This is a genomic window from Staphylococcus sp. AC872, assembly GCF_979255425.1.
The window spans coordinates 35,149-60,655 of the sequence record NZ_CEEDKW010000007.1; the positions used below are offsets into that span (position 1 = coordinate 35,149).

General features: G+C 32.9%; 27 protein-coding genes. 3 read left to right on the forward strand and 24 right to left on the reverse strand.

The window, feature by feature from the left end:
* Nucleotides 1-55: 55 nt before the first annotated feature.
* From atpE to fdaB, 18 genes are all read right to left on the reverse strand, one after another.
* Complete coding sequence (gene atpE / locus ACZ267_RS10580; RefSeq protein ID WP_001048816.1) at nt 56-268, reverse strand: F0F1 ATP synthase subunit C; 213 nt, start codon at nt 266-268, stop codon at nt 56-58.
* A 40-nt stretch (nt 269-308) separates the two neighbouring features.
* Nucleotides 309-1,037 carry a F0F1 ATP synthase subunit A gene (gene atpB, locus ACZ267_RS10585; RefSeq protein WP_002466772.1) on the reverse strand — a complete coding sequence of 243 codons (729 nt, stop codon included), beginning with the start codon at nt 1,035-1,037 and terminating at the stop codon, nt 309-311.
* A 25-nt stretch (nt 1,038-1,062) separates the two neighbouring features.
* Entirely contained in the window at nt 1,063-1,413 is a 351-nt protein-coding gene (locus ACZ267_RS10590; RefSeq protein ID WP_002466745.1) for an ATP synthase subunit I, read from the reverse strand.
* A 161-nt stretch (nt 1,414-1,574) separates the two neighbouring features.
* The gene (gene wecB / locus ACZ267_RS10595) at nt 1,575-2,696 is read right to left on the reverse strand and encodes a non-hydrolyzing UDP-N-acetylglucosamine 2-epimerase (protein ID WP_037539794.1); all 1,122 of its coding nucleotides are present in this window, start codon (nt 2,694-2,696) and stop codon (nt 1,575-1,577) included.
* 40 nt (nt 2,697-2,736) lie between these two features.
* Complete coding sequence (gene upp, locus ACZ267_RS10600; protein ID WP_002451661.1) at nt 2,737-3,366, reverse strand: uracil phosphoribosyltransferase; 630 nt, start codon at nt 3,364-3,366, stop codon at nt 2,737-2,739.
* Nucleotides 3,367-3,404: 38 nt separating this feature from the next.
* Complete coding sequence (gene glyA / locus ACZ267_RS10605; RefSeq protein WP_002466747.1) at nt 3,405-4,643, reverse strand: serine hydroxymethyltransferase; 1,239 nt, start codon at nt 4,641-4,643, stop codon at nt 3,405-3,407.
* Between the two features lie 22 nt (nt 4,644-4,665).
* Nucleotides 4,666-5,190, reverse strand: a complete 525-nt coding sequence (locus ACZ267_RS10610; protein WP_002466769.1) for a TIGR01440 family protein — start codon at nt 5,188-5,190, stop codon at nt 4,666-4,668.
* A gap of 92 nt (nt 5,191-5,282) precedes the next feature.
* Nucleotides 5,283-5,723, reverse strand: a complete 441-nt coding sequence (locus tag ACZ267_RS10615) for a low molecular weight protein arginine phosphatase (RefSeq protein WP_002466767.1) — start codon at nt 5,721-5,723, stop codon at nt 5,283-5,285.
* On the reverse strand, nt 5,720-6,763 hold the full coding sequence (locus tag ACZ267_RS10620; RefSeq protein ID WP_002466748.1) for an L-threonylcarbamoyladenylate synthase: 1,044 nt from the start codon (nt 6,761-6,763) through the stop codon (nt 5,720-5,722). The genes ACZ267_RS10615 and ACZ267_RS10620 overlap by 4 nt, the downstream gene beginning before the upstream one ends.
* 166 nt (nt 6,764-6,929) lie before the next feature.
* Nucleotides 6,930-7,766, reverse strand: a complete 837-nt coding sequence (prmC, locus tag ACZ267_RS10625) for a peptide chain release factor N(5)-glutamine methyltransferase (RefSeq protein WP_015364823.1) — start codon at nt 7,764-7,766, stop codon at nt 6,930-6,932.
* The gene (gene prfA / locus ACZ267_RS10630) at nt 7,753-8,829 is read right to left on the reverse strand and encodes a peptide chain release factor 1 (RefSeq protein ID WP_015364822.1); all 1,077 of its coding nucleotides are present in this window, start codon (nt 8,827-8,829) and stop codon (nt 7,753-7,755) included. The genes prmC and prfA overlap by 14 nt, the downstream gene beginning before the upstream one ends.
* The gene (locus ACZ267_RS10635) at nt 8,829-9,428 is read right to left on the reverse strand and encodes a thymidine kinase (RefSeq protein ID WP_002466778.1); all 600 of its coding nucleotides are present in this window, start codon (nt 9,426-9,428) and stop codon (nt 8,829-8,831) included. Before ACZ267_RS10635 ends, prfA begins: the two co-directional genes overlap by 1 nt.
* A gap of 255 nt (nt 9,429-9,683) precedes the next feature.
* On the reverse strand, nt 9,684-9,941 hold the full coding sequence (locus ACZ267_RS10640) for a type B 50S ribosomal protein L31 (RefSeq protein ID WP_002451669.1): 258 nt from the start codon (nt 9,939-9,941) through the stop codon (nt 9,684-9,686).
* Nucleotides 9,942-10,052: 111 nt separating this feature from the next.
* Nucleotides 10,053-11,369: a transcription termination factor Rho gene (gene rho, locus ACZ267_RS10645; RefSeq protein WP_002466784.1), complete on the reverse strand. Its 1,317-nt coding sequence runs from the start codon at nt 11,367-11,369 to the stop codon at nt 10,053-10,055.
* 262 nt (nt 11,370-11,631) lie between these two features.
* On the reverse strand, nt 11,632-13,059 hold the full coding sequence (locus ACZ267_RS10650) for an aldehyde dehydrogenase family protein (RefSeq protein ID WP_463680316.1): 1,428 nt from the start codon (nt 13,057-13,059) through the stop codon (nt 11,632-11,634).
* 276 nt (nt 13,060-13,335) lie between these two features.
* Nucleotides 13,336-13,674, reverse strand: a complete 339-nt coding sequence (locus tag ACZ267_RS10655) for a winged helix-turn-helix transcriptional regulator (RefSeq protein WP_002466765.1) — start codon at nt 13,672-13,674, stop codon at nt 13,336-13,338.
* Nucleotides 13,675-13,761: 87 nt separating this feature from the next.
* A complete protein-coding gene (locus tag ACZ267_RS10660; protein WP_019236009.1) occupies nt 13,762-15,021 on the reverse strand; it encodes a UDP-N-acetylglucosamine 1-carboxyvinyltransferase in 1,260 nt (419 codons plus the stop codon).
* A gap of 313 nt (nt 15,022-15,334) precedes the next feature.
* Nucleotides 15,335-16,195, reverse strand: a complete 861-nt coding sequence (fdaB, locus tag ACZ267_RS10665; RefSeq protein ID WP_079449129.1) for a class IIb fructose-bisphosphate aldolase FdaB — start codon at nt 16,193-16,195, stop codon at nt 15,335-15,337.
* A gap of 218 nt (nt 16,196-16,413) precedes the next feature.
* On the opposite strand from fdaB, the gene ACZ267_RS10670 reads away from it, so the two are divergent.
* Nucleotides 16,414-16,935: a DUF2529 domain-containing protein gene (locus ACZ267_RS10670; protein WP_002466744.1), complete on the forward strand. Its 522-nt coding sequence runs from the start codon at nt 16,414-16,416 to the stop codon at nt 16,933-16,935.
* Nucleotides 16,936-16,988: 53 nt separating this feature from the next.
* Here ACZ267_RS10670 and ACZ267_RS10675 read toward each other — a convergent pair whose 3' ends face one another.
* From ACZ267_RS10675 to ACZ267_RS10685, 3 genes are all read right to left on the reverse strand, one after another.
* Entirely contained in the window at nt 16,989-18,596 is a 1,608-nt protein-coding gene (locus tag ACZ267_RS10675) for a CTP synthase (RefSeq protein ID WP_015364819.1), read from the reverse strand.
* Nucleotides 18,597-18,926: 330 nt separating this feature from the next.
* Nucleotides 18,927-19,457 carry a DNA-directed RNA polymerase subunit delta gene (rpoE, locus tag ACZ267_RS10680; RefSeq protein WP_002467228.1) on the reverse strand — a complete coding sequence of 177 codons (531 nt, stop codon included), beginning with the start codon at nt 19,455-19,457 and terminating at the stop codon, nt 18,927-18,929.
* Nucleotides 19,458-19,570: 113 nt separating this feature from the next.
* Entirely contained in the window at nt 19,571-20,431 is an 861-nt protein-coding gene (locus ACZ267_RS10685) for an N-acetyltransferase family protein (RefSeq protein WP_463680317.1), read from the reverse strand.
* Between the two features lie 243 nt (nt 20,432-20,674).
* On the opposite strand from ACZ267_RS10685, the gene coaW reads away from it, so the two are divergent.
* Nucleotides 20,675-21,484, forward strand: a complete 810-nt coding sequence (gene coaW / locus ACZ267_RS10690) for a type II pantothenate kinase (protein ID WP_015364817.1) — start codon at nt 20,675-20,677, stop codon at nt 21,482-21,484.
* 56 nt (nt 21,485-21,540) lie between these two features.
* On the opposite strand, the gene ACZ267_RS10695 is transcribed toward coaW, so the two are convergent.
* From ACZ267_RS10695 to ACZ267_RS10705, 3 genes are all read right to left on the reverse strand, one after another.
* Nucleotides 21,541-22,206 carry a DUF2750 domain-containing protein gene (locus ACZ267_RS10695; RefSeq protein WP_002467223.1) on the reverse strand — a complete coding sequence of 222 codons (666 nt, stop codon included), beginning with the start codon at nt 22,204-22,206 and terminating at the stop codon, nt 21,541-21,543.
* 179 nt (nt 22,207-22,385) lie between these two features.
* The gene (ldmS, locus tag ACZ267_RS10700; RefSeq protein WP_002467222.1) at nt 22,386-23,579 is read right to left on the reverse strand and encodes an L-aspartate--L-methionine ligase LdmS; all 1,194 of its coding nucleotides are present in this window, start codon (nt 23,577-23,579) and stop codon (nt 22,386-22,388) included.
* Nucleotides 23,576-24,763: a M20 family metallopeptidase gene (locus ACZ267_RS10705; protein WP_002467217.1), complete on the reverse strand. Its 1,188-nt coding sequence runs from the start codon at nt 24,761-24,763 to the stop codon at nt 23,576-23,578. The genes ldmS and ACZ267_RS10705 overlap by 4 nt, the downstream gene beginning before the upstream one ends.
* A gap of 246 nt (nt 24,764-25,009) precedes the next feature.
* Here ACZ267_RS10705 and ACZ267_RS10710 point away from each other — a divergent pair, with 246 nt between their 5' ends.
* Nucleotides 25,010-25,480, forward strand: coding sequence for an S-ribosylhomocysteine lyase (locus tag ACZ267_RS10710; RefSeq protein WP_002467219.1), 471 nt, complete (start codon nt 25,010-25,012; stop codon nt 25,478-25,480).
* Nucleotides 25,481-25,507: the final 27 nt, after the last annotated feature.

A 25,507-nucleotide genomic window follows, 5' to 3' on the forward strand; every position in this document is an offset into this window, starting at 1 on the left:
ATAAAAAATAAAACGAACGGCGAGAGTCTAATAGACTTCGCCTTAAATAAATGTCTTATCCAGCAAATGTCATGAATGCAATTACAACACCGATGATAGGTAAAGCCTCAACTAAACCAACACCAATGAACATAATACCCATTAATTGACCACGAGCTTCTGGTTGACGTGCTACACCTTCTACTGTTCTAGATACGATAAGACCGTTACCGATACCTGCACCTAATGCTGATAAACCAATTGCGATTGCCGCTGCGATTAAATTCATAATAAATTTTCCTCCTAAGATTGTATATAATTTTTAAAATTTAGTGTCCATCTGCCACTTTATGTGACATGTAAACCATTGAAAGCATAATGAAGATATATGCTTGGATTGAACCTACAAAGATTGAGAATCCTTGCCAAACAATTAAACCTGGAATACCAATAATCCAACCCCAAGCTGGTTGATTTGTTACAAGTCCAGCTAATAGGCTAAGTAGTAACTCACCTGCAAAGATATTACCATATAAACGTAGTCCAAGTGTTAAGGTTGAAGTGAATTCTTCAAAGACGTTTATAATTGCAAGTGGCCAAAAAGGTTGAACGTATCCTTTAAAATAATTCTTCGTACCACGCATTTTAATTCCATAAAAATGTGTTAAAAGAATTACTGTAGTAGACAATGTCAATGTAACTGTTGCATCAGCTGTTGGTGATTTCCACCATAAATAGTGGTCTTTAGTTACAATTGAGAATGGTAAACCTAGCATATTTGCAATAAAGATGTATAAAATTAAAGTCACTGCTAAGAAGTGAAAATGTCCACCTTTTTTCCATGCCATATTACCTTCAATGATTCCTCTAACAAAGTCAAAAATCCATTCAATGAAGTTTTGTTTGCCAGTTGGTCGTTTCTTCAGATTACGTGTGCAAATAATAGCTAATAGAAAAACGATAACTGCAGTAATTAGCACCATCATTACACTTGCCATGTTAAAAACAAGGTCAAAGCCGAAAACATCCCAACTTACTATCGGATGTTTATGATCCATATTCTCACCTCTTTCGTATTGAATTTTACTCCCTATTAAGTAGAGGGCGACATATGATTACAATATAAGAAATCATTAGCCCTATTAACACCCCAATGATATTGATGTAATCTTTAAAGAAAAACCAAATTGAACACACAACTATAGCAACTAAATATCTCCACATGTTGCCTGTAGATATATGATTAGAATCTGCTTTCTGTGCGTGGAATAAATAACTCTCAAAGATGTATGTATTAATTAAAGATCCACATGTACCAATAATCAATCCAAGTAAAAATGGATGGGGTGAAAAGAGATACAATATACCTAATAATATCAATAAATAAAGATAATATTGTATATATTGTTTGAAAATGATGTAGAAACGACCCATTTGTTTGCCTCCGAGTGTCTTATACAATCATGTAAACCGTTCCACTCATACAATCTAAATGATAATATAGTGGCCACAACGGTGTCAATTCTATTCAAATTGTTGTTAAATTTTAAGGCAAAATTGTCACAAATTAGCCACATTTAAACGGAATACATTTTTTATTGATTAAAATCTTTTGGTTTTTCATTTGTTAAATTAAAATAATACTTAATATGATTCACTATTCTTTCTGAAGATTTACCATCTCCGTATGGATTTTTAGCATTGCACATACGTTGGTAGGCTTGTTGATCTTCTAATAAGTGTTTAGTTTCTTTATAAACATTATCTAATGAAGTACCAACTACTTTTAAAGTGCCCGCATCAACGCCTTCAGGTCTCTCAGTATTGTCTCTTAATACTAATACTGGTTTGTGTAATGAAGGTGCCTCTTCTTGGATACCACCAGAATCTGTAAGAATTAAATATGCTTGTTTAGCAAAATTATGAAAATCTAACACATCTAATGGTTCAATGAGTTCTATTCTTTCATGATTCCCTAAAATTTTCTGAGCGATACCTCTAACTGTAGGATTCATATGCACTGGATATACAACAACTAATGATTCATCTTCGTCAGCAAGTTTTCGGACAGCTTTAAAGATATTTTCCATTGGCTCTCCAAGGTTCTCTCTACGATGAGCAGTTAATAACAAAATTTTCTTGTTTTTGTGCTTTTCAAGTATCTCAGATTGATAATCCTCATTAACTGTATAATTCAAAGCGTCAATTGCAGTATTACCTGTCACTACAACCGAAGACTTTTTCTTACCTTCATCCAACAGATGCTTTTGAGCATTTGAGGTAGGTGCAAAATGAATATCAGATAGTACACCTACCATTTGTCTATTCATTTCCTCAGGATAAGGTGAATATTTGTCAAAACTTCTCAAACCTGCTTCTACATGACCAATCGGTACTTGATTATAAAATGCCGCTAAACTTCCTGAAAATGTAGTTGCTGTATCTCCATGAACTAATACCATATCAGGGTTAATACGTTTGATTATTGACTCTAACTCCATCATAGCTTTAGATGTAATTTCTGAAAGTGTTTGACCCTCTTTCATGATATTTAAGTCATAATCAGGTTGTATATCAAATGTGTTTAATACAGAATCTAACATTTCTCTATGTTGTGCTGTAACGACTACACATACTTCTAATTGGTTATCATTTTCTATTGCTTTGACTAGCGGCGCCATCTTGATAGCTTCCGGCCTAGTCCCAAAGATTGTCATAATTTTTTTCTTCAAACGTATCTATCTCCGTTTTCATTTTCTATTTAGTGCCGAATAATCTATCTCCCGCGTCACCTAAACCTGGTGTGATATAAGCTTTATCATTAAGTTTCTCATCTAAAGCAGCAATATAAATATCAACATCATCATGTGCTTCTTTCATTTTTTCTACACCTTCAGGCGCTGCAATTAAGCACATAAAACGAATATTTTTGGCACCTTTATTTTTTAATGACGTGATAGCCTCAATCGCCGAAGCTCCTGTTGCTAACATAGGATCAACAACAATAATTTCACGCTCATCAATATCTTGAGGCATTTTAGAGAAGTATTCTACCGCTTCAAGTGTTTCTGGATCTCTATAAAGTCCAATATGTCCTACTCTAGCTGCCGGAACTAAACTTAAAATACCTTCTGTCATACCTAATCCAGCTCTTAATATAGGTACAATTGCTAATTTTTTACCCGCTAAACGTTTAGCTGTCATTTTAGTTACAGGTGTTTCAATTTCGACATCTTGTAACTCTAGATCTCTTGTTACTTCGTAAGCCATAAGCATACCAACTTCATCAACAAGTTCTCTAAATTCCTTTGTGCCAGTATGAGCCTCGCGAATATAACTTAATTTGTGTTGAATTAATGGGTGATCAAATACATGTACTTTACTCATTTTTCATTTCCTCCAATATTTCTAAAAATTCCTTAATATTATTGATATAAAGGATATTTTTCAGTTAACGCTAAAACACGTGATTTTGCTTCATTTAACTTAGTTTCATCCTCATGATTTTTTAATGCTAAGCTAATGATTTTTGCAACCTCTTCAAATGCTGTTTCATCAAAACCACGTGTAGTGGCTGCTGGTGTTCCTAATCTAATACCACTTGTCACAAAAGGTTTCTCTTGATCAAATGGAATAGTATTTTTATTACAAGTGATACCAACTTTATCAAGTGTTTCTTCTGCTACTTTACCTGTGATATTCACAGAACCTTTAACATCAACAGCTATAAGATGATTATCAGTTCCACCTGATACAATTCTAAAACCTTCTTTAGATAATGCTTCTGCCAATGCTTTTGCATTTTTAATTACTTGATTTTGATATACTTTGAAATCATTGTGTAACGCTTCACCGAAAGCAACTGCTTTTGCAGCAATCACATGCTCAAGTGGTCCGCCTTGGATTCCTGGGAACATTGTTTTATCAATTGCCTTTTTGTATTCTTCTTTACAAAGAATCATCCCACCACGTGGTCCACGTAAAGTTTTATGTGTTGTTGTCGTAACAAAGTCAGCATATTCGACAGGATTTTGATGTAAACCTGCTGCTACTAACCCTGCAATGTGTGCCATATCAACCATTAATTTAGCGCCTACTTCATCAGCGATTTCTTTGAATTTTTTAAAATCAATTTGTCGTGAATAAGCAGATGCCCCTGCAACGATTAATTTAGGTTTATGTTCAATGGCTAACTTACGTACTTCATCATAATTAATAAGTTCTGTATCTTTATCTACGCCATATTCAACAAAATGATATGATTTACCACTAAAATTCACTGGAGATCCATGAGTTAAATGACCACCATGGCTTAAATTCATACCTAAAACTGTATCTCCATAGTCTAACGCTACTAAATATACAGCCATGTTTGCCTGAGATCCTGAATGTGGCTGCACATTTACATGCTCAGCACCGAATAATGCTTTGGCACGATCAATGGCAACTGATTCAGTTACATCAACAAACTCACAACCACCATAATAACGACGACCTGGATAGCCCTCTGCATATTTATTAGTTAGTACTGAACCTTGTGCTTCCATAACAGCTTCAGAAACAAAGTTTTCTGATGCAATTAACTCAATATTATTATTTTGTCGATTAAACTCTTGCTCAATGGCTTCAAAAATTACTTTATCTTGCTTTTCGATGTAAGACATATAAACCCCTTCTTTCAACTAATTAATTATATTTTGCACGTTCGCCACCAATTTTCTTAGGTCTAGATGTCGCAATGGTAACGATTGCTTCCCCAACTTGCTTTACACTTGTTCTAACCGGTACGCAAACATGTTGAATATGCATACCTATTAATGTTTGACCTATATCTATACCTTTAGGCACGGTGATATGTTCAACAACGATTGGGTCTTCCATATGTTGATATGCATAAGTTGCTAAACTGCCACCTGCATGAACATCTGGAACAACAGTAACTTCTTCCATTGTCAGTGGATTAAAATCGGATCTTTCAATGGTGATTGCTCTATTGATATGTTCACATCCTTGAAATGCAAACGAAACACCTGTTTGTAATTTAATTTCATTTAAATCATTAAATATCGATTCAGCTACTTCCATTGATCCTACTGAACCGATGTGTTCACCTAGCACTTCAGAAGTTGAACAACCAATCAAACATATTTCACCTTCATTAAAAAATGACATCGCTTTTAATTCTTCTAACAACATTGAAAAATCTTGCATTTAAAACCCACCCCCTTAAAATATAAAAAAGGAACATAGCAAACTTGCTATACTCCCTTATTATAACGTATTTAAAGCGTAACATATACTAATTATATATAATTCTCTTGCAGATCTTTTGGATTAATTTTACTAATTAAGTCATAAATTTGTTTATAAGTTTTCAAATAAATTTGTTTATCCCCACCATATGGATCATTAACTTCTGATGTGTCACCTACAAATTCACTTAAAGTAAATATATTTAAAGTTGTACCATATTGCGATTTTAAAATGTCTTTATGTGATTGTGACATGGTTAAAATCAGATTTGCTTCGATATCTTTTTCAGAAAACGACTGTGTTAATGATGGATGTGGTAATCCATGTTCTTGTATGATTTCTTGTGACAATTTTGAGACTGGTTGATGATCTAAAGCAAATATACCTCTTGATTCTACTGTAATATTTTCTTTATTAAATAAAGCTTTAGCTATACTTTCAGCCATTGGACTTCGGCAGGTATTGCCTGTACAAACAAACATCACTTTCATAAAGACGCCTCTTTCACAATTTTATTTCCAGCAGCTTTCAACATACGATTCATAATTGCCTCAGATTGATCACTTTCATCAAATCCATAAATATATGCTTGAATAATATCTACACGTTGATCGATTTCATGCAAAATGCTATATAGTAAATGATTCGCTTGTTTGATATCAGCTTCATTATCACATAATTTGATATATGTGGCTTCTTTAGGTAGAAAATGCGACAAACTATCAGGCACAACGAACGCTACCTGTTCCCATTTTTTGTTATCTAGAATTTTTTTATTTAATTCTTTTAAAATGGTTACTGGAGTATCTGGCGAATAATGCTTATATTTCATTCCAGGTGCGATAGGTTGAGAAGCTTCATTATAATTTGATGACTCTATGCAGTTAGGAATTACGTTTTCAAGCATCATCTTAGTTATTGAACCTGGACGTGCAATTCTAAAAGGGTATTGTGTACAATCCAATACTGTACTTTCCAAACCTTCTTCGCTCTGATCACCATTAATAATTCCGTCAATTCTACCATTCAAATCTTGGTATACATGTTCAAACGTTGTCGGAGATGGTCTACCACTAATATTTGCACTTGGTGCCGCAATTGGTTTATCAATCTGTTGTAAAACACCTCTACCAATGGGATGACTTGGCATTCGCACTGCAATCGAATTCAAACCACCAGTTACTTTCGGACATAGATACCCCGACTTTAGAGGTAATATAAATGAAATTGGTCCTGGCCAAAATGTTTCCATTAATTGTTGTACTCTGGGCTCTACTTTATCGATAAAATCATTCATCTGTGACATATCGTGAATATGAACAATTAATGGATTATCAGATGGTCTGCCTTTTGCTTCGTAAATTTGACTAACAGCTTCTTGATTAGTAGCGTCTGCACCTAACCCGTATACTGTTTCGGTTGGTAATGCAACTAAACCACCGTTTAATACTGTGTCTTTAATTTCCAATACGTCTGTACTTTGTTGAATATCATTTCTGTATGATCTTAAATCCCAAATTTTTGTCTCCACTTTTTATTTCCACCTCTCTTCCTTGACTTAACATAAAAAAGGCGGGATAGCTTTTCATCTTTCAATATACAATTGAAAGTAAGCCCATTCCCACCCCACAACTATGTTAAATACATTTAAGAATTTAATAATTAAAAGTAATCCATTTATTTAAATGAGCGTGACTTTACCATTTAATTTCTAAAATTCTATCTAGTTGGTTAATATCTTGATAAATTGAGACTCCCTTATCTGGATACATGTTATTGACCATGTCTTTTAAAGTCTGACCTTGATTATATCCAATTTCAAACACCACATGTGCACCTGGTAAGAGCACCTTTGGTAAATCATTTAGAATCGATTGATAAATAGCATAACCTTCACTTTTAGCAAATAATGCTTGATGTGGTTCATAGTCTACGACTGTTTTGGCCATATCTTTGACTTCTTTGACATCAATATATGGCGGATTAGATATTAAACCATTTAATTTAATATTTCGTTCAATCAAAGGTTTTAATGCATTACCTTGAATGAAATCAATGTTTTCTCCGTGTTGTTCTGCGTTTAATCGTGCCACATCTAATGCATCTTCATACAAATCGGTAGCTATTACGCTTAAAGTAGGCTTTAACTTTTTTAATGTAATGCCTAACACACCACTGCCTGTCCCTATATCTGCTATAGCATCGCCATCGTTACATAGATTTAAAAAATGTAGCATCACTTCTTCAGTTTCAGGTCTAGGAATGAGGCATCGATCAGATACTGTAAATCGGTATCCATAAAAAGATTGAAATCCCACAATATATTGGATAGGCTCCCCAGATAGCATTCTTTGTAAATTTAAACCGAGTTTGGCTTTGTCAGCGACTGACATTTCATCATTCATATGAATAAGGTAGTCCGTACGTGACCAATTAAATGTATCAAGTAATAACCACTCAGCTCGTGTTTGTTCATAGCCTTTCTCTTTTGCTAATGAAATCGCATTTGCTAAGTAATCCTTATAACTCACCATTGTTTAATTCTTTCAATTTGTCTGTTTGTTCAGATAATGTTAGAGCATCGATAATTTCATCTAAATTGCCTTCCATAATCTGACTAAGTTTTTGTAATGTTAAACCAATTCTATGATCAGTTACACGACTTTGAGGATAGTTATACGTTCTAATTCTCTCTGAACGATCACCTGTACCTACTGCTGATTTACGTTGTGATGCATATTTTTGTTGTTCTTCTTGCAATTTCATATCATAAAGTCTTGCTTTTAATACTTTCATCGCTTTTTCGCGGTTTTGTATTTGAGACTTTTCTGATGAAGTAGCAATGACACCTGTTGGTAAGTGGGTAATACGTACAGCTGAGTCGGTTGTATTAACGTGCTGACCACCTGCACCACTTGAACGATACGTATCAATTTTTAAGTCTTCATTTCTAATTTCAATTTCTACATCTTCGACTTCTGGTAAAACTGCTACTGTAGCTGTAGAGGTATGAATACGACCACCAGATTCAGTTTCAGGAACACGTTGAACACGATGTGCACCATTTTCAAATTTAAGTTTGCTGTAAGCACCATTACCTGATACTGAGAAACTGATTTCTTTATAGCCTCCGTGGTCACTTTCAGATGCTTCAACAATTTCTGTTTTAAAATGATGAGCTTCAGCATACTTAGAGTACATTCTCATTAAATCTCCTGCAAAAATTGCCGCTTCATCGCCACCAGCTGCCGCACGAATCTCAACGATAACATCTTTTTCATCATTAGGATCTTTAGGAATAAGCAATAATTTTAATTGTTCTTCCATTTCAGGAAGTTCATTTTTTAAACTTGAACTTTCTTCTTTTAACATTTCAATTTCTTCTTTATCAGAAGTTTCATTTAGCATTTCTTCAATATCTGCTAATTCTTCTTTTTTACTTTTATAGCTTCTATAAACATCTACAGTTTTTTGCAATTCTGCCTGTTCTTTTGAATATTTACGTAATTTATCTGAATCGTTTACGACATCTGGATCGCTTAACATTTCATTTAATTGTTCATATCTTTCCTCTACAATTTCTAATTGGTCAAACACTACATTTCCTCCTTCTCATTTTCACTTGGCGCTACAATATGATGCGCTCTACATCTTGGTTCATAACTTTCATTAGCACCTACTAAAATAATAGGATCATCTGCTTTAGCCGGTTGACCATCGATAAGTCTTTGTGTTCGACTTGAAGGCCCTCCACATACCGCACATACAGCTTGCAATTTTGTAACATGCTCACTTAAAGCCAATAATTTAGGCATTGGCTCAAACGGTTCGCCTTTAAAGTCCATATCTAATCCAGCCACAATGACACGATGACCTTGATCAGCAAGTTGTTGTATGATACTTACAATATTTTCATCAAAAAATTGAACTTCATCAATGCCGATAACATCTGCATGAGATAAGTCATGATTTAAAATTTCTCTAGCTGTTGAAATATTTATAGCTTCAATTGCATTGCCATTATGTGAAACTACCTTTTCTTTATGATAGCGATCATCAATTGCTGGTTTAAAAACAATAACTTTCTGTTTAGCATAAATCCCTCGTCTAAGTCGACGTATAAGTTCCTCTGATTTACCACTAAACATACTTCCGGTAATACATTCTATCCATCCGGAATGATAAGTTTCATACATTAAGCGTTCCACCCTTTTTCAAAACATAATCGCTTAATTATATCATATTTTAAAATATCATAAATGCTATTTTTGCAATCTATTCTATTATACAATAATAACTCGAAAAAGTTAGTTACAGTATTTTCCCTTAGCTAATCTCATTTCTAAATTACTTCCATCTATATTAATTATCAAGTTTATCTCTAAATAGACTATAATAAAAAAAACTGCCTACATAACCATTGACATGGTGTAGACAGTCTAAACTTAAAATTAGTTGTTGTTTGATTTGAGACCAAACTTTTTGTTGAAGCGTTCCACACGACCATCCGCAGCAGCGAATTTTTGACGTCCTGTATAGAAAGGATGTGAATCAGAAGAAATATCTAAACGAATAACTGGGTATTCATTACCATCTTCCCACTCCATAGTTTCTGATGATGTTTTAGTAGAACCACTTAAGAATTTAAAGTTTGTAGTAGTATCTAAAAAGATAACTTTATGATACTCAGGATGAATTCCTTGTTTCATTGTTTTCAGCTCCTTTGCCCTGAACCATCTGGAACAGAGTTATTTGTGAGTTTTTACCCAATACTTGGTAATTATAATAGTAATTAATGTAAAACGCAACCCTTTGAAAAATTAAATAATAGGTTTACCTGTTTTTGTGCTTTCTTCTGCCGATTTTTGTAGTTGTTCAAAGAAATCTTTATTATTTTTTGAACGTTTTAACTTACGAATAAATCTCTCGGTAAAATCAGTAGAATCCGTGAAGAGATTACGAAGTTGCCATAATGTATCTAATTCAGCCTTACTAATTAGCAATTCTTCTTTACGTGTAGAACTTCGGCCTATGTCTATAGCTGGGAAGATACGTCGTTCAGATAATTTACGATCTAAATGAAGCTCCATATTACCAGTACCTTTGAATTCTTCATAAATCATATCGTCCATTCTTGACCCTGTATCTACTAAGGCTGTAGCTAAAATAGTTAAACTGCCACCCGCTTCGATATTTCGAGCTGCACCGAAAAAGGCTTTTGGTTTATGAAGAGATGCTGGATCAAGACCACCAGAAAGTGTACGGCCGCTAGGTGGAATGACTAAGTTATATGCTCGAGCTAATCGAGTGATTGAGTCCATTAATATAATGACATCTTCGCCTATTTCCACAAGACGTTTAGCTCTCTCTAATAATAGTTCTGCAACTTTTACGTGATGTTGTGGTGGTTCATCAAAAGTTGAATGCACAACTTCAGCTGATTCTACTGAACGTTCAATATCAGTTACCTCTTCAGGTCTCTCACCAACTAACAAGACAAATAATTTAGCTTCTGGTTTATTGGTAATAATTGCATTAGCAATTTCTTTAAGTAATGAGGTTTTACCTGCCTTAGGTGGCGCTACAATGAGCCCACGTTGTCCTAAACCAATAGGTGTTACTAAATCCATGATACGTGTTGAATAATTTCTTGGTTCAGTTTCTAGTAAAATTCGTTCTTCTGGATACAAAGGTGTCAACGCTTGGAAGTGAGGACGTTTTTTTACTTCTTCAGCATTTTGATCGTTAACAAAGTCCACTTGTAGTAATCCATAATATTTCTCATTATCTTTCGGTTTACGAACTTTACCTGTTACTTTATCGCCTCTTTTTATTTCAAAACGGCGAATTTGACTTGCTGAAATATAGATGTCTTTTTCACCCTTAGAATAATTGACAGTTCTTAAGAAACCATAACCATCGGGTTGGATATCATCTAAAATACCCTCCATGTAATAATTGCCATCTTTCTCCATTTGAGCTTCCATGATAGCTAATACAAGTTCTTTCTTATTCAATTTACTATAATTAGTTAATTTTAAAGATTTAGCTTTCTGAGTGAGTTCTTTAGTAGTGTTATTTTTGTATAGTTCGTGGAAAGATTCATATTGAGGAGAAGTTCGTTCTCGTTCAGGCATAGACTTGCACCCATTTCCTTATTTTTTATGTTAAAAAGATTTTGAAAGAACAATGACGGATATTTAATAGCAATTGCTAAAAATGCAAATTAAAGTATTTCTCTCGTCTTTATTCTTCATTACCTTCTAAATACTAGAATAACTATAGCAAATTTTTAATTTAAATACAAAACGAATTTTGTATTTAACGTATTAAAAACAATGCACGTTACGCCATGACGTAACGTGCATTAATAAAAATTTAACAACAATATTGATTTAATTATTTAAAATAACCTGCAATTGATTTTACTTCTAAGAATTCTTCAATTCCGTAGTCGCCCCATTCACGACCTAATCCAGATTGTTTATAACCACCAAATGGTAAATCTGGTTTACGTCCAGCTTCATTAATTTCAACTGTTCCAGCTTCAATTGAACGTGCCACTTTGTGTAATGTGTCTTTATCATTACCAATGACATAACCAGCTAGACCATATTTCGTATCATTTGCTATTTTAATTGCTTCGTCTACATCATTATAAGTGATCACTGACATAACAGGACCAAAAATTTCTTCTTGAGCAATAGTCATATGATTATCAACGTTAATGAAAATAGTAGGACGAGCAAAATATCCTTTTTCTAGACCTTCAGGTTTACCAGGACCTCCGTAAAATAATTCTGCACCTTCTTCAATACCTTTATCAATATATGATTGAACTTGGTCAAATTGTTTCTTACTAATAATCGGTCCAACTTGTGTACCTTCTTCTCTAGGATCACCGACTTTAACAGAACTAAATTGTGCTTTCACAGCTTTTAAGAAGTCTTCTTTAATACTATTTGGTACTAATACACGTGTACCTGCAGTACATACTTGTCCAGTATTATTGACAACTTTACCTGTTGTTGCTTTAGCTGCCTCTTCAATATCAACATCATCTAAAACGATATAAGGTGATTTACCACCAAGTTCTAGTGACACTTTTTTGAAGTCTTTAGCTGCTTTTTCCATAATTTTTGAACCTGTAGGGCCTGAACCTGTAAATGACATCATTCTAACTTTAGGATGTTCACTTAACGGATTACCTACACCTTCACCGTCACCATTTACAAGGTTAAATACACCTTTAGGCACGCCTACTTTATCAAAGATTTCAGCTAATATAACAGCAGCAAATGGTGTTTCTTCTGATGGTTTTAATACAACAGTACTCCCTGCCGCAAATGCTGCAGCTAATTTAAGTGATGTTTGGTTAGTTGGGAAATTCCATGGTGTAACTAATCCTGCTACACCGATAGCTTCTTTAACAACTAAATCGTCACCACGTTGTTCTTCAAATTCAAAACTGTCTAAAGCATCTCTAGCTTCAGTGAAATGATTAAGTCCCATTTGATAATGGACTTTTTCAGAAATTGATAATGGCGCACCAAGTTCATCAGTGATTGCTTGTACGATATCTTCTTTTCTATTTTCATATTCCTTAACGATTTTATCTAATAAATCTCTTCTATATTCAACCGAACTATGACGGAAATCTAAATAAACATTATCTGCAGCTTCAACTGCTTTATTCACATCTTCTTCGTTACCTTTAGCCACTGAACCAATGACTTCTTCAGTTGCAGGGTTAATTACTTCTATTGTTTCACCACTAGCACTATCAACCCATTCACCATTAATATATTGTTTAGTGAAATGTCTCATTAAACTTCACTCCTTAGATTTGTTATACAACTATTCTAACCATATTGTTACAAAGTTAAACATATTTGCTCATCGATTCAATTGCGCTTAATCGTTTTTAATATAGAATTTATTACACCTAAATCAAATTAAATTAATCTGTAAAGTAAGTTAGAAAAAGAGTGAAGCAATCATTATATTGCCTCACTCTTATAATATATCCCTCTTTTTTAAATTAATAATAGGGATCTTGTCATGATCTAGAAATAAAAACAATTCTAAGTATAACTGCCTGAATTATTTTACAGTTTCTGCTTCTGATTCTAGATTAATGTTATTTTGTGCCCATTCTTCAATTGGTTTTAAAGATTCAGCCAATGAACTTCCTTTTTCTGTCAATTCATAAATAATGGTTACTGGACTAGTGGATACGATTCTTTTTTCAACCAATCCCCAGTCTCCTAATTCAGTCAGTTTAATACTTAGTGCACGAGGCGTGATTGTTTTCAAGTCTCTTTTCAAATCGGAAAAATGTGCAGATTGGTCTTCGCATCTAGATAAATAGTTGATGATTAAACCGTTCCAACTGCGTCCTAATATTTTAAAAGTTTCTTCTAAATAAGGACATACTTCCATAATACTCACCTCTCACTCAAATATCTTAATACTAATGCACTAAAATCTGTGCTTATAATTTTAAGTATATTTATTATACCACATTTTTTAAACTGTTTCAGTCCAAATTTCTGCACCAAGTGCTTTTAAATGTTCAACAATTTGAGTATACCCACGATAAATGTGTTTAACATTGTATATCGTTGTAACACCTTCCGCGATTAAACCAGCTACAATCAAGCATGCACCAGCTCTTAAATCACTTGCATAAACTTCTGCACCATTAAGTGTTGATGGTTTAATCGTTGCTGTGCCATTATCTTTATTAATATTAGCTCCCATTTGTTGCAGTTCTTCTACGTGCTTAAATCTTTCAGGATAAATTGTATCTGTAACAAACGATGGACCATTTGCCATAAATAATAGTGGTGTAATCGGTTGTTGAAGATCTGTTGCAAATCCGGGATATACAAGCGTTTTGATATCAACACTATGATACGGTTCGCTCTTTCTAATAATCGCTTTTTCATCGCTTAATTCAATATCGACACCTAATTCTTTTAATTTAGCTGTTAATGCTTCAACATGTCTTGGTACTATATTATTAATTACGACTTCTTCTCCAGCAGCAGCCGCCATACACATGTATGATCCCGCTTCAATACGGTCTGGTATCACTTGATATTCTGTACCATGTAATGTATCTACGCCAGTAATTTTAATTGTCGTTGTACCTGCACCTTTAATTTGTGCACCCATACTAATAAGGAAATTAGCCACATCTACGACTTCAGGTTCTTTTGCTGCATTTTCAATAACTGTTTGACCTTCAGCATGTACTGCAGCCAACATAATATTAATTGTAGCACCAACACTCACCATATCTAAAAAGATATTAGCTCCTTTTAATTGTTTAGCTTCAATTTTCATTGACGTGTCACTAGATTCATCGATTTCTGCCCCTAGTGCTTTAAATCCTTTAATATGTTGATCTATTGGACGTGGCCCTAACGGACAACCACCAGGAAGTCCAATAACACACTTTTTAAATCTCCCTAGCATTGCTCCCATCATATAATATGAGGCTCTTAAAGATTCAACTTTATTATTTGGTAGTGGTGCATTTTCAATTTGAGTTGTATCAACATCTAATTTAGTACCATCTAATTTTGTTTTAATATTTAAATCTTCTAATAAGCTAACAAGTGTTTCTACATCAGAGATTTGTGGCAACCCATCCAAATTTACATGTCCCTGGGCTAATAATGTAGCAGGAATAATTGCTACAGCACTATTTTTAGCACCACTAATATTCACTTCTCCTTTAAGTGTCTTTCCACCTCTAATTTTGATTACCTCTTGAGCCATATCTTTTTCTCCTTTGTTTCCTTCATTTGTTAAAAATTTACATTATTAGCATTATAAAATAATTTTACTTTGTTTGTAAAATAGTTCATGAATACATAGCTATTTCAACATTATTTTATATCATATCAGTTTGAAATTACGAATTTAAAGTCTGTATTCTCTACTTTAAATTGTGTTGATTTGTATATGCTAACAATTCCACATTTCTATTTAGTAAGCTTAAAACTTATGCAATTTTATAAATTTCGTAATCATTATAGCATAAAAATAAGCCATTAAACCTAGGTTTAATGGCTTATTAAAAGATATTTAATTATTTAGCACGGTTTGAAGTACCGAATTCTTTAATTTTACCTTTAACTGTTGCTTTAATTGCTTCACGAGCAGGTCCTAAATATTTACGTGGATCGTAAACTTCAGAATCATTGTTTAATACATCGCGAACAGCTTTAGCTGAAGCAATTTGGTTTTCAGTGTTAACATTAATTTTAGCAGTACCGTAAGGAATCGCTTTTTGAATGTCTTTAGTTGGGATACCAGTACCACCATGTAATACTAATGGTAAACCAGTTGAAGCACCAATTTCTTCCATTTCTTTGAAACCTAATTTAGGTTCACCTTTATAAGGACCATGTACTGAACCTAATGCAGGTGCTAAAGTATCGATACCAGTTTTTTCAACTAGTTCTTGACACTCTTTAGGATCTGCATAGATGACACCGTCAGCTACTACATCGTCTTCTTGACCACCAACTGTACCTAATTCAGCTTCTACTGAAACGCCTCTTTCATGAGCATATTCAACTACTTTAGAAGTAATTTCCACATTTTCTTCAAATGGACTATGAGAAGCGTCAATCATTACTGAAGTGAATCCAGCATCAATTGCTTCTTTACATTTTTCAAAGCTTGAACCATGGTCTAAATGGATTGCTACTGGTACTGTGATGTTTAAGTCATGCATTAATCCTTCAACCATTTTAACTACTGTATAGAATCCGCTCATGTAACGAGCAGCTCCTTCAGAAACACCTAAAATAACTGGTGCATTCTCTTCTTGAGAAGCTTCTAAAATAGCTTGAGTAAATTCTAAGTTATTTAAGTTGTATTGACCAATCGCATAACCATTTTCTTTTGCATCGATTAACATTTCTTTCATTGAAACTAAAGGCATTATAGTTCCTCCTTGAGTGCTTGAGCACGTATTTTTTCAAACTCATTATAACAAAATTACTACTTAAATGCATTCGAATAGATGATTTAAAATTTACAATTTTCACAATCCTTACCACTACTAGATTTGGAAACGTATCCAATTATAATTAGTTTTAATCATTGCATTCAATCATGGGTTTATTTACAATATTTTAATGAATAGAATGGAGGAAAATTATGTCAAAAATACTTAATACGCAATTAATTGGTATCTTCGATAGAATAGAAAAACAAGCATTAGATGTACAAATGGGTGCACAATGTTTAATTCAAGCTATTGGTGGAGAAGGCCATGTTTATGTTAAAGGATATGACGATTTAAAATTTTATGAAGACTTTATTTTAAATAGTCATGAAAAATTAAAATCGAGCTTACCACTATCAGATTTAAATAACTTTGAAGAACTAGATACAACAGATCGCGTATTTTTATTTTCACCTACATATAATGAAGACGTCGAATGTGACGTGAAACAATTAATTGAAACAGATGTCGACTTTGTACTTGTATGCAATCATCCTAAACGAGATGATTTCCCTGAACATTTAATGCATTTTATCAACTTGTCTACACCTAGACCGATCGTATACACTGAAGATTACGATAAGATAGTACAACCTCACCCTATTGCTTTTAACTATATTTATTATGATATTTATACACAAATGGTTGAAATGACACGTGATTTAGAATTATAAAATGATAAAGCCTATGGGTATGAACTAATTCATATCCATAGGCTTTATTAATATTATTTTTGTTGATGTTTTAAAGCTGCTTCAACAAATGCTTTAAAAATAGGTTGCGGTCTATTTGGTCTAGATAAAAACTCTGGATGGAATTGACATGCAATAAAGAAATCTTTTTCTGGAATCTCTACCATCTCAATTAATCTTCCATCTGGACTTGTTCCAGAGAATACCATTCCATTAGCTTCTAATTGCTCTCTATAATCATTGTTAAATTCATATCTATGACGATGTCTTTCTTCAATATTATTTTCATTATAAATAGAATGTGCTAAAGTACCATCTTTAATTGTACAAGGATATAATCCTAATCTTAAAGTACCACCTAAATCTTCAATATCTTTTTGTTCAGGTAATAAGTCAATAATTGGATGTGGTGTGCTAGGATCTAATTCAGCTGAATGTGCACCTTCTAAACCTAAAACATTACGTGCAAATTCCACTGTAGCTAATTGCATTCCTAAACAAATACCAAAGTACGGAACATTATTTTCACGTGCATATTTAATTGATGAAATTTTACCTTCGCTAGCACGGAAACCAAATCCACCTGGTACTAGAATACCATCTACATCAGATAGGTAACTTTCGACATTTTCATCTGTTACTAAACTTGAATCTATCCATTTAACAACAACATCTTTTTTGAATGGATAACCTGCATGTTTAAGTGATTCTACCACAGATAAATATGCGTCTTGTAGGCTTACATATTTACCAACTAAACCAATGGTAATCTTACCATCTAAACTATTTACAGTATCTAGTAAATGCTGCCATTCATCTAATTGCGTTTCATATTTAGCGTTTAATTGTAGACGTTTAATAACAATGTCGTCCATTTCTTGTTTACTCAATTGTAGTGGAATCTCATATAATGAATCAGCGTCACGACATTCGATAACACTTTCTTTATTAATATCGCAGAATAAAGCAATTTTATCTTTTAAGTCTTGTGTCATTTCATATTCAGTACGAACAACAATTAGGTCTGGTTGGATACCTAATCCACGTAATTCTTTAACGCTATGTTGCGTTGGTTTAGTTTTCATTTCGCCTGCTGCTTTGATATATGGTAATAGTGTACAGTGAACATACATTACATTTTCTCTACCTAAATCACTTCTAATTTGTCGAATTGCTTCTAAGAATGGTAAAGACTCAATATCCCCTGTTGTACCACCAATTTCAGTAATAACAACATCAGCATTAGTACTTTCTCCAGCTAATAACAAGCGCTCTTTAATTTCATTAGTGATGTGTGGAATTACTTGTACTGTTCCACCTAAATAATCACCACGACGCTCTTTTTTCAAGACGTGTGAGTATACTTTACCTGCAGTTACGTTTGAATACTTATTTAAATTGATATCGATAAAACGTTCATAGTGTCCTAAATCTAAATCCGTTTCAGCCCCATCATCAGTTACAAAAACTTCACCATGTTGATAAGGACTCATTGTTCCTGGATCGACATTTAAATATGGATCAAATTTCTGAATCGTAACTTCAAGACCTCTATCTTTTAATAATCTTCCTAAAGATGCAGCAGTAATCCCTTTACCTAATGATGAAACTACGCCACCTGTTACAAATATAAACTTTGTCATGATTTGACCTCCTGAATTTTATTAGAGTTTGCATATTATTTACTTAAAATCAAAAGCATTTACTATAAATTAAGTATGTATTTAATTAGAAAGGAACAATGTGTTTAATACATTCACATATGCTTTATGTCACAATGTATTTAGTCATTACTTTTAAATAATATTCATTCTACAACATTAAACATTACATTGGAATCTTATTTTATTAAAATAAAAAAACGCTCCCTCTCACATATTTGTAAGGGGAGCGTATAATATTTATACACGTGTCCTATTTAAAGGAGCCCAAATAAAATTCTATCATTTTTATACTAAAAGTCAATTAGAAATTTAGCTTTGATATTCTTCTTCCTCTTCTTCATCATCAAAGTCATCATCGTCATCTTCATCTTCTTCGTCAATAACGATATCAGTTTCATTAATTTCATCTTCGACTTGTTCATCTTCAGGATCATTTAATGTTTCTTGATCGTCTGTAACTGCTGGAATATCATCATCGTCATCCGCTTCATCTTCACCTAATAATTTAAGGTTTTTATCTTCTTCATCATCGTCATCAAGAATATCAAATTTTTGAATAGTTGGTGCAATTTTTTCTTCAATATCATCTACTGAATACCAATCACGAATCCCCCATTGGTTTTCGCCGATATTTAAGAAACGACCATCAGTATTTAAATCTGTATAGAATTGAACAACACGATTTTCAATTTCATCGTATTCGTAATTACCTAAGGCTTTGAATTCATCAATAATATCATATAAATTCATTGTTTCGCCTTTTTCATTTAGAAGTGTGTAAGCCATATCGATAAATGATTTTTCATCTACCATTTCTTTTGTGTAATCTTTAATTTTCATTATAAAATACTTCCTTTCAAAGGATTTTTATCTTAAACTAGTAGGTCAAATTTCGTTAATTAATAGTAACAAAAATAAATTATAAATGACAATGGGCGTTTACGCAATCTCTGTTAATAATTTATATATTTTTCAAATAGAATGTAATCCTCTGCTTCTTCTACTTCTACAAAGTTACTATTAATACACAGTGGACTTAATTCGTTATTTTCTCCATACAATGTAATGGATAATACTTTAATATTATCAAAGTTTTTACGTATATAGGTCGGTAATTGTCTTAATGCACTTTCTGCTATACCTTCATTTCGATGCGTTTTATTAACTTCAATTCCAGAAATGCGCATTCTATCTTCAATCTGTTCAATACCTATAAAACCTACTTTTTCTCCATCTTTAAGTAAGTTAATTAAATGAATATTAGCTTCTTCTGAAGATTCGTTTTCAACGAGTTTCAATGAAGACACATGTTTAGAATCTAAATCTAGATAATACAACCTTTCTTTACCAATTGGTCCTTCTTCTTTTGTAGCTGTATGCATAAAACCTGCACGTTCATACACATTCCAAGCTGCTTGATTCTCAGCATCAACAACTAAAAACAAATGGTTAAAGTCTGGGAACAACGCTTGTACATATTGAGGTAAATACATCATCATTTTAGTACCGTAGCCATGTCCTTGATAACGTTCATTAACTGACAATGATCGTACATAAACGACATTTTCAGGTGTATCATAACCTTCATGTTGATAATATTGATGTAATACGAAGAACCCCACTACTTCTCCATCCTTATTCTTTGCAATATTAGCAACACGATTTTCGTCATTCAGCGCTTCTTCTAAAACCGTTTTAGGTAATGAAGAATATATTTGTTGTCTCTCACTTAATTCAAAATTTAATATATCTTCACGATATTGTTCTTCAAACACTTGAATCGTTATATCTTCAAATTGCTTTTTTATATTCATAAGTTAATCCCCTATCTTTAATTACTCACTTATTATATATTACTTTACCCTATTGTAATATGAATTCTCATAAAATTTAAAATATCTACCAAATTAAATGTATACAAAGTACTCTTTTAGAATTGTAATTGAATTGCATTGTTTGATGGTTTTATTTTTTTAAAATAAAATAAACTCTTGTATTTCCCTTAATTTATTATACTATTATGGGTGATGGATTTTTGATTTGAGGTGAATGCGGAAATGAAAATTGGAATCGATGCTGGTGGAACTTTAATTAAAATCGTTCAAGAATTCGAAGATAAACGTGAATATCACACCGAACTTACCATTAATATTGATAAAGTGATACAGTGGTTAAACCACATTGAATTCGAAAGTTTAAGTTTGACTGGTGGACAAGCAAGTATAATAGCTGAACAACTAACAAAACCCACTCAAAATTTTGTTGAGTTTGATGCTGCTTCAAAAGGACTAGGTATTTTACTTAAAGAACAAGGTCATGATATTAATCAATATATTTTTGCTAATGTAGGTACAGGTACTTCACTACATTATTTTGATGGTCATCAGCAACAACGTGTTGGAGGTATCGGTACTGGTGGCGGTATGATTCAGGGTCTTGGATACTTATTAAGTCAAATTTCAGATTATAAACAATTAACAGATTTGGCTCAAAAAGGCGACAGAGATACGATTGATTTAAAAGTCAAACATATTTATAAAGATTGCGAACCTCCTATTCCGGGTGATTTAACAGCAGCAAACTTTGGGAATGTATTACATCATATGAATGAAGACTTTTCAATAGAGAATAAACTAGCCTCTGTAGTGGGCGTTGTGGGAGAAGTCATTACAACAATGTCTATCACAGTTGCTCGTGAACATCAAACGGATAATGTTGTTTACATAGGTTCTTCATTCAACAATAATCCGTTATTACGTAAAGTAATTGAAGATTATACTGTATTAAGAGGATTCAATCCATTTTACATTGAACATGGAGCCTTTTCTGGGGCAATTGGTGCAATACATCTGAATGATCATAATTAAACAAAAAAAGGAGGTCGAGACAAATACTTAATGTCTCAACCTCTTTTTCTATTTTATTAAAAAGTTGTTTCGTTAGATAATTTTTGGGCTGATACTATTGTTCCGATAACACCTGGTTTTAAGTCTATTCCAACGCCTTTATCATCATCACGTAATTTATCTAACCATTCGCCAAAAACACTGGCTTCAATTTCAATTAAATCACATTCTTCAAAGTCTTCGTCTTTTACTTTTTGAGCTCTTTTTTTTAAGCTCCACACCGGCATAATTTGTGGTTTGTCTTCTCTTCCATCATCTATTAAAATAAAATTTTTTTCATTCTTATTAGTTAACCCATATACATGATCATATTTCGCTACATCTCTAACAAATTCTTTCACTCTGATTTTATCCAATTCTGACATCAATTCTCTAGTGACATCATAGATATTGACAAGTTCACCTTCATTATTGTTTGTCGTATTGATCATTACCTTATCCGTTTCATCAAATAATTCTTCTAAATCATATGCGACAAAGCGATCTAAATCTAATTGTATTACTTTATCGTAATTGATGTCGTTTTCATCTAAATATTGCTTCGCAGTGTCTGTATCTGTCCATACAGCTACATAGGACTGTTCATTTTTCATTAAACGTACTATTTTTTTATTTTTTGAAGCAAAATAAATATACTCATTTATTAACATTTCTTTGAAAAACGATTCCTCTTTGTAAGACATTTTACACCCTCGATTCATAGATATTCTTTTATTCCTTACTTAAAATATTAAAATACTCATTAATGTTAGTCAATAAGGTAAGAATGGTATACTTGACGCTCACTTTTTTCATTTTTCCTTTTTTAAAAAAACTCTTAAAACTTAAGCCTATCACTTAAATTTCAAGAGTTTTCACAATATTATTTAGCTTTTAATTCTTCTAAAAATGCTTTCTCCAATTTTTGAATCGATGCTTTGTCTTTACCATGCCAAATACATCCGAATCTAGAGCTCACCTTATTTTTACCATACCAATCACCATCATAATAAGATAAAGGATATAGAACACCTTTTTTCACATATTTTAAGATGGTATTGAAGAAATGATTATTATCTCCATCTGAAAAGTAACTATAGAATTTATGATATCCGTCTGTTAATTCGTCCGATAAGAGTAACATACTAGTTGAACCATTTTGTCTAAAGTTTAAATCTATAGCGTATACGTCATTGTTTTCATCTAACAACAAATCGAATCCCGCAACACCAAAGAAACCTAAGCTTACACCGATTGACATAATTTCTCGACCTGCATCTATGACATGTTGTGGCACATCATCTACATTTTCATTACCATTATAGAAACCATAATCATTTGTTAATTGTCGAGCAGTACCTAGATATTGAATACCGATGTCTTCAGAATAAGCAAATTGAACACAATAGTTTTGTACAGCTTCAATTTTTTGTTCAATAATTAATTGATCAGTTGCTTCCGTTGCTTCCTCGATGCGCTTTTGAGCTTCGGCAAGATCATGATCATTATAACAAATCATCACACCATATCCTCCTGCGGTTGGTAAATCATCCCCTGGTTTAATAACAAAAGGATATTGCCAATTCTTTATTGCATCTTTGAAAGACTCTATAGGAACAATCTCTCTCTTTGGAAGGTATTTACCATCTGTCCATTCCGGAATTCTCGCCTTGTTGTTAAGCGCTACAAACACATCTTTATTTAATGCATAGTATGACTTCTCTAGTACATCGTCATCATGAATATATTGGAAATATAATTTTTTATTATTTTCATATGCCAATTTTTTTATTAAAGATTCATAAGTTTGTTGATCTCTAAACTGATAAATATGAGGCGGAATTTGTTTACCCACCTCTTTAAATAATGTCTCTAATTTAGAAGTTACACTTGCTTCATGTACAATAACTGGAAACTGATTCGCAATTAACAGCTCTCGACCAGTTAAAAAATTAGATTGATGTTCATCAGGCTTTAGCCATGGATTAGATATATAGGAAGGCCTAGATGTATAAACAACATCATCATTATATAAATCGCTTAATGTTAATTTGGGACTATATACGTTTTCACTCATGATTTCACATGTCCTTTCATATGATGATGTTCTTCAACTATTTCATCGAATAATGTTTGGTTTTCAATTATTTCCAATCCCATTAAGGCCATAATTTTTGCGCCTTTGATGAGTGCTTGATCACCTTGTAAACTAGCTGCTGCTTCTCTAAATCGGTGGGTATGTCCTACTAAATTTCTTGATCCAATTTTAATGTGTGGGTGTATAGTTGGTACAACATGGCTTACATTACCTGTATCAGTTGAACCATATCCAAAGTCATCATCAATGACTGCTTCCCCCATTTCAATAGCATATTTTTCAAATAAATCGTCTAATTTTGGTGATTTGATTAACTCGTTCACACCATTCTGAATTGGACCAAATTCATAATCACAACCTGTTTGAATTGCCGCACCTCTTGCTATCTGTTTTACTTTTTCTGTTAAAACGTCTAATTCTTTTCTTGTTGTGGCTCTTGTGTAAAAGCGAGCATGTGTATAATCAGGTATAATATTCGCTGCTTTACCACCATCTAAAATAACCCCATGTACACGTTGACTCTTTTTAATATGTTGTCTTAATTGTGCTACACCATTAAAATATGAAATCATAGCATCCAATGCGTTTCGAGCTTCATCCGCATTTTCAGAAGCATGTGCGCTTTTTCCATAAAATTTAACATCTAATACATCTACAGCTAATGTATTTATTGTTTTGTAAGTTTCATTTCCTGGATGTACCATTAATGCAATATCAATCTCATCAATGATACCTGCTTTAACATATGATGCTTTAGCACTTCCATTTTCTCCGCCTTCTTCTGCTGGACATCCAAGTACCACAACTGAACCGCCAATATCGTCAATGACCTGCTTTAAAGCAATACCACCTAATGCGCTTGCCGTACCGATAATATTATGTCCGCATGCATGACCTAATCCCGGTAATGCATCATATTCTGCTAAAAAGCCAATGGTTGGACCTTCATTCTTTGATTCATATCTTGCAATAAATCCTGTGGCATGCCCAGCAATATCTGTTTCAATTTCAAATCCATTCGTCTTCAAACAATCAATTAATGTTCTTGAAGCGAAAATTTCTTCATTACCAAGTTCTGGTCTTTCATGTATTCGATGACTCATTTCTACATAATCATATTTATTGTTTTCAATATAATCTAATATATCTTGTTTCTTACTCATATTACCTAACTCCCATTCTACGACTGCACTATAATGACCACATCTATCAATTAATTATTACTTATTCTATCGGATTTAGATTTAAATGTCATTACATTTATAAATATTTACACAATTTTCTCACTATTCAAACTTGTAAATTTAACATAAGATACTGTTACCTCGAAATTGTAAAAACAAAACAGTATTGTTACAATTTAGTTATTAATAATATAGTTGTTTCGTATATTTGAGGAGGAAAATATAATGCCTAAAATGAACGTAGAAAGTTTTAATTTAGATCATACAAAAGTAGTTGCACCATTTATTCGATTAGCAGGTACAATGGAAGGATTAAATGGTGACAAAATTAACAAATATGATATTCGTTTTAAACAACCTAACAAAGAACATATGGAAATGCCTGGTTTACATTCACTAGAGCATTTAATGGCAGAAAACATCAGAAACCATACAGATAAAGTAGTAGACTTAAGCCCAATGGGTTGTCAAACAGGATTTTATGTATCTTTTATTAACCATGATGATTATGAAGATGTATTAGATATTGTTGAAAAAACTCTATATGATGTTTTAAATGCAACAGAAGTCCCTGCATGTAATGAAGTACAATGTGGTTGGGCTGCTAGTCATTCACTTGAAGGCGCTAAAGAAATCGCACAAGCGTTCTTAGATAAGCGTAATCAATGGCACGATGTTTTTGGCAATGCTCAATAAAACAATATTTGTATAAAAATAAGAACT

Bases quoted from the DNA above. Each gene is read 5' to 3' on its own strand.
- ACZ267_RS10685 (WP_463680317.1), bottom strand. From the start codon at position 20,431: ATGAATATAAAAAAGCAATTTGAAGATATAACGATTCAAGTGTTTGAA.
- upp (WP_002451661.1), bottom strand. From the start codon at position 3,366: ATGAGTAAAGTACATGTATTTGATCACCCATTAATTCAACACAAATTA.
- ACZ267_RS10660 (WP_019236009.1), bottom strand. From the start codon at position 15,021: ATGGCTCAAGAGGTAATCAAAATTAGAGGTGGAAAGACACTTAAAGGA.
- wecB (WP_037539794.1), bottom strand. From the start codon at position 2,696: ATGACAATCTTTGGGACTAGGCCGGAAGCTATCAAGATGGCGCCGCTA.
- prmC (WP_015364823.1), bottom strand. From the start codon at position 7,766: ATGGTGAGTTATAAGGATTACTTAGCAAATGCGATTTCATTAGCAAAA.
- rpoE (WP_002467228.1), bottom strand. From the start codon at position 19,457: ATGAAAATTAAAGATTACACAAAAGAAATGGTAGATGAAAAATCATTT.
- ACZ267_RS10590 (WP_002466745.1), bottom strand. From the start codon at position 1,413: ATGGGTCGTTTCTACATCATTTTCAAACAATATATACAATATTATCTT.
- ACZ267_RS10615 (WP_002466767.1), bottom strand. From the start codon at position 5,723: ATGAAAGTGATGTTTGTTTGTACAGGCAATACCTGCCGAAGTCCAATG.
- glyA (WP_002466747.1), bottom strand. From the start codon at position 4,643: ATGTCTTACATCGAAAAGCAAGATAAAGTAATTTTTGAAGCCATTGAG.
- ACZ267_RS10635 (WP_002466778.1), bottom strand. From the start codon at position 9,428: ATGTATGAAACTTATCATTCCGGATGGATAGAATGTATTACCGGAAGT.
- ACZ267_RS10650 (WP_463680316.1), bottom strand. From the start codon at position 13,059: ATGAGACATTTCACTAAACAATATATTAATGGTGAATGGGTTGATAGT.
- ACZ267_RS10670 (WP_002466744.1), top strand. From the start codon at position 16,414: ATGTCAAAAATACTTAATACGCAATTAATTGGTATCTTCGATAGAATA.
- ACZ267_RS10610 (WP_002466769.1), bottom strand. From the start codon at position 5,190: ATGCAAGATTTTTCAATGTTGTTAGAAGAATTAAAAGCGATGTCATTT.
- ACZ267_RS10710 (WP_002467219.1), top strand. From the start codon at position 25,010: ATGCCTAAAATGAACGTAGAAAGTTTTAATTTAGATCATACAAAAGTA.
- atpE (WP_001048816.1), bottom strand. From the start codon at position 268: ATGAATTTAATCGCAGCGGCAATCGCAATTGGTTTATCAGCATTAGGT.
- coaW (WP_015364817.1), top strand. From the start codon at position 20,675: ATGAAAATTGGAATCGATGCTGGTGGAACTTTAATTAAAATCGTTCAA.
- atpB (WP_002466772.1), bottom strand. From the start codon at position 1,037: ATGGATCATAAACATCCGATAGTAAGTTGGGATGTTTTCGGCTTTGAC.
- ldmS (WP_002467222.1), bottom strand. From the start codon at position 23,579: ATGAGTGAAAACGTATATAGTCCCAAATTAACATTAAGCGATTTATAT.
- ACZ267_RS10640 (WP_002451669.1), bottom strand. From the start codon at position 9,941: ATGAAACAAGGAATTCATCCTGAGTATCATAAAGTTATCTTTTTAGAT.
- ACZ267_RS10695 (WP_002467223.1), bottom strand. From the start codon at position 22,206: ATGTCTTACAAAGAGGAATCGTTTTTCAAAGAAATGTTAATAAATGAG.
- ACZ267_RS10675 (WP_015364819.1), bottom strand. From the start codon at position 18,596: ATGACAAAGTTTATATTTGTAACAGGTGGCGTAGTTTCATCATTAGGT.
- rho (WP_002466784.1), bottom strand. From the start codon at position 11,369: ATGCCTGAACGAGAACGAACTTCTCCTCAATATGAATCTTTCCACGAA.
- ACZ267_RS10655 (WP_002466765.1), bottom strand. From the start codon at position 13,674: ATGGAAGTATGTCCTTATTTAGAAGAAACTTTTAAAATATTAGGACGC.
- fdaB (WP_079449129.1), bottom strand. From the start codon at position 16,195: ATGCCTTTAGTTTCAATGAAAGAAATGTTAATCGATGCAAAAGAAAAT.
- ACZ267_RS10705 (WP_002467217.1), bottom strand. From the start codon at position 24,763: ATGAGTAAGAAACAAGATATATTAGATTATATTGAAAACAATAAATAT.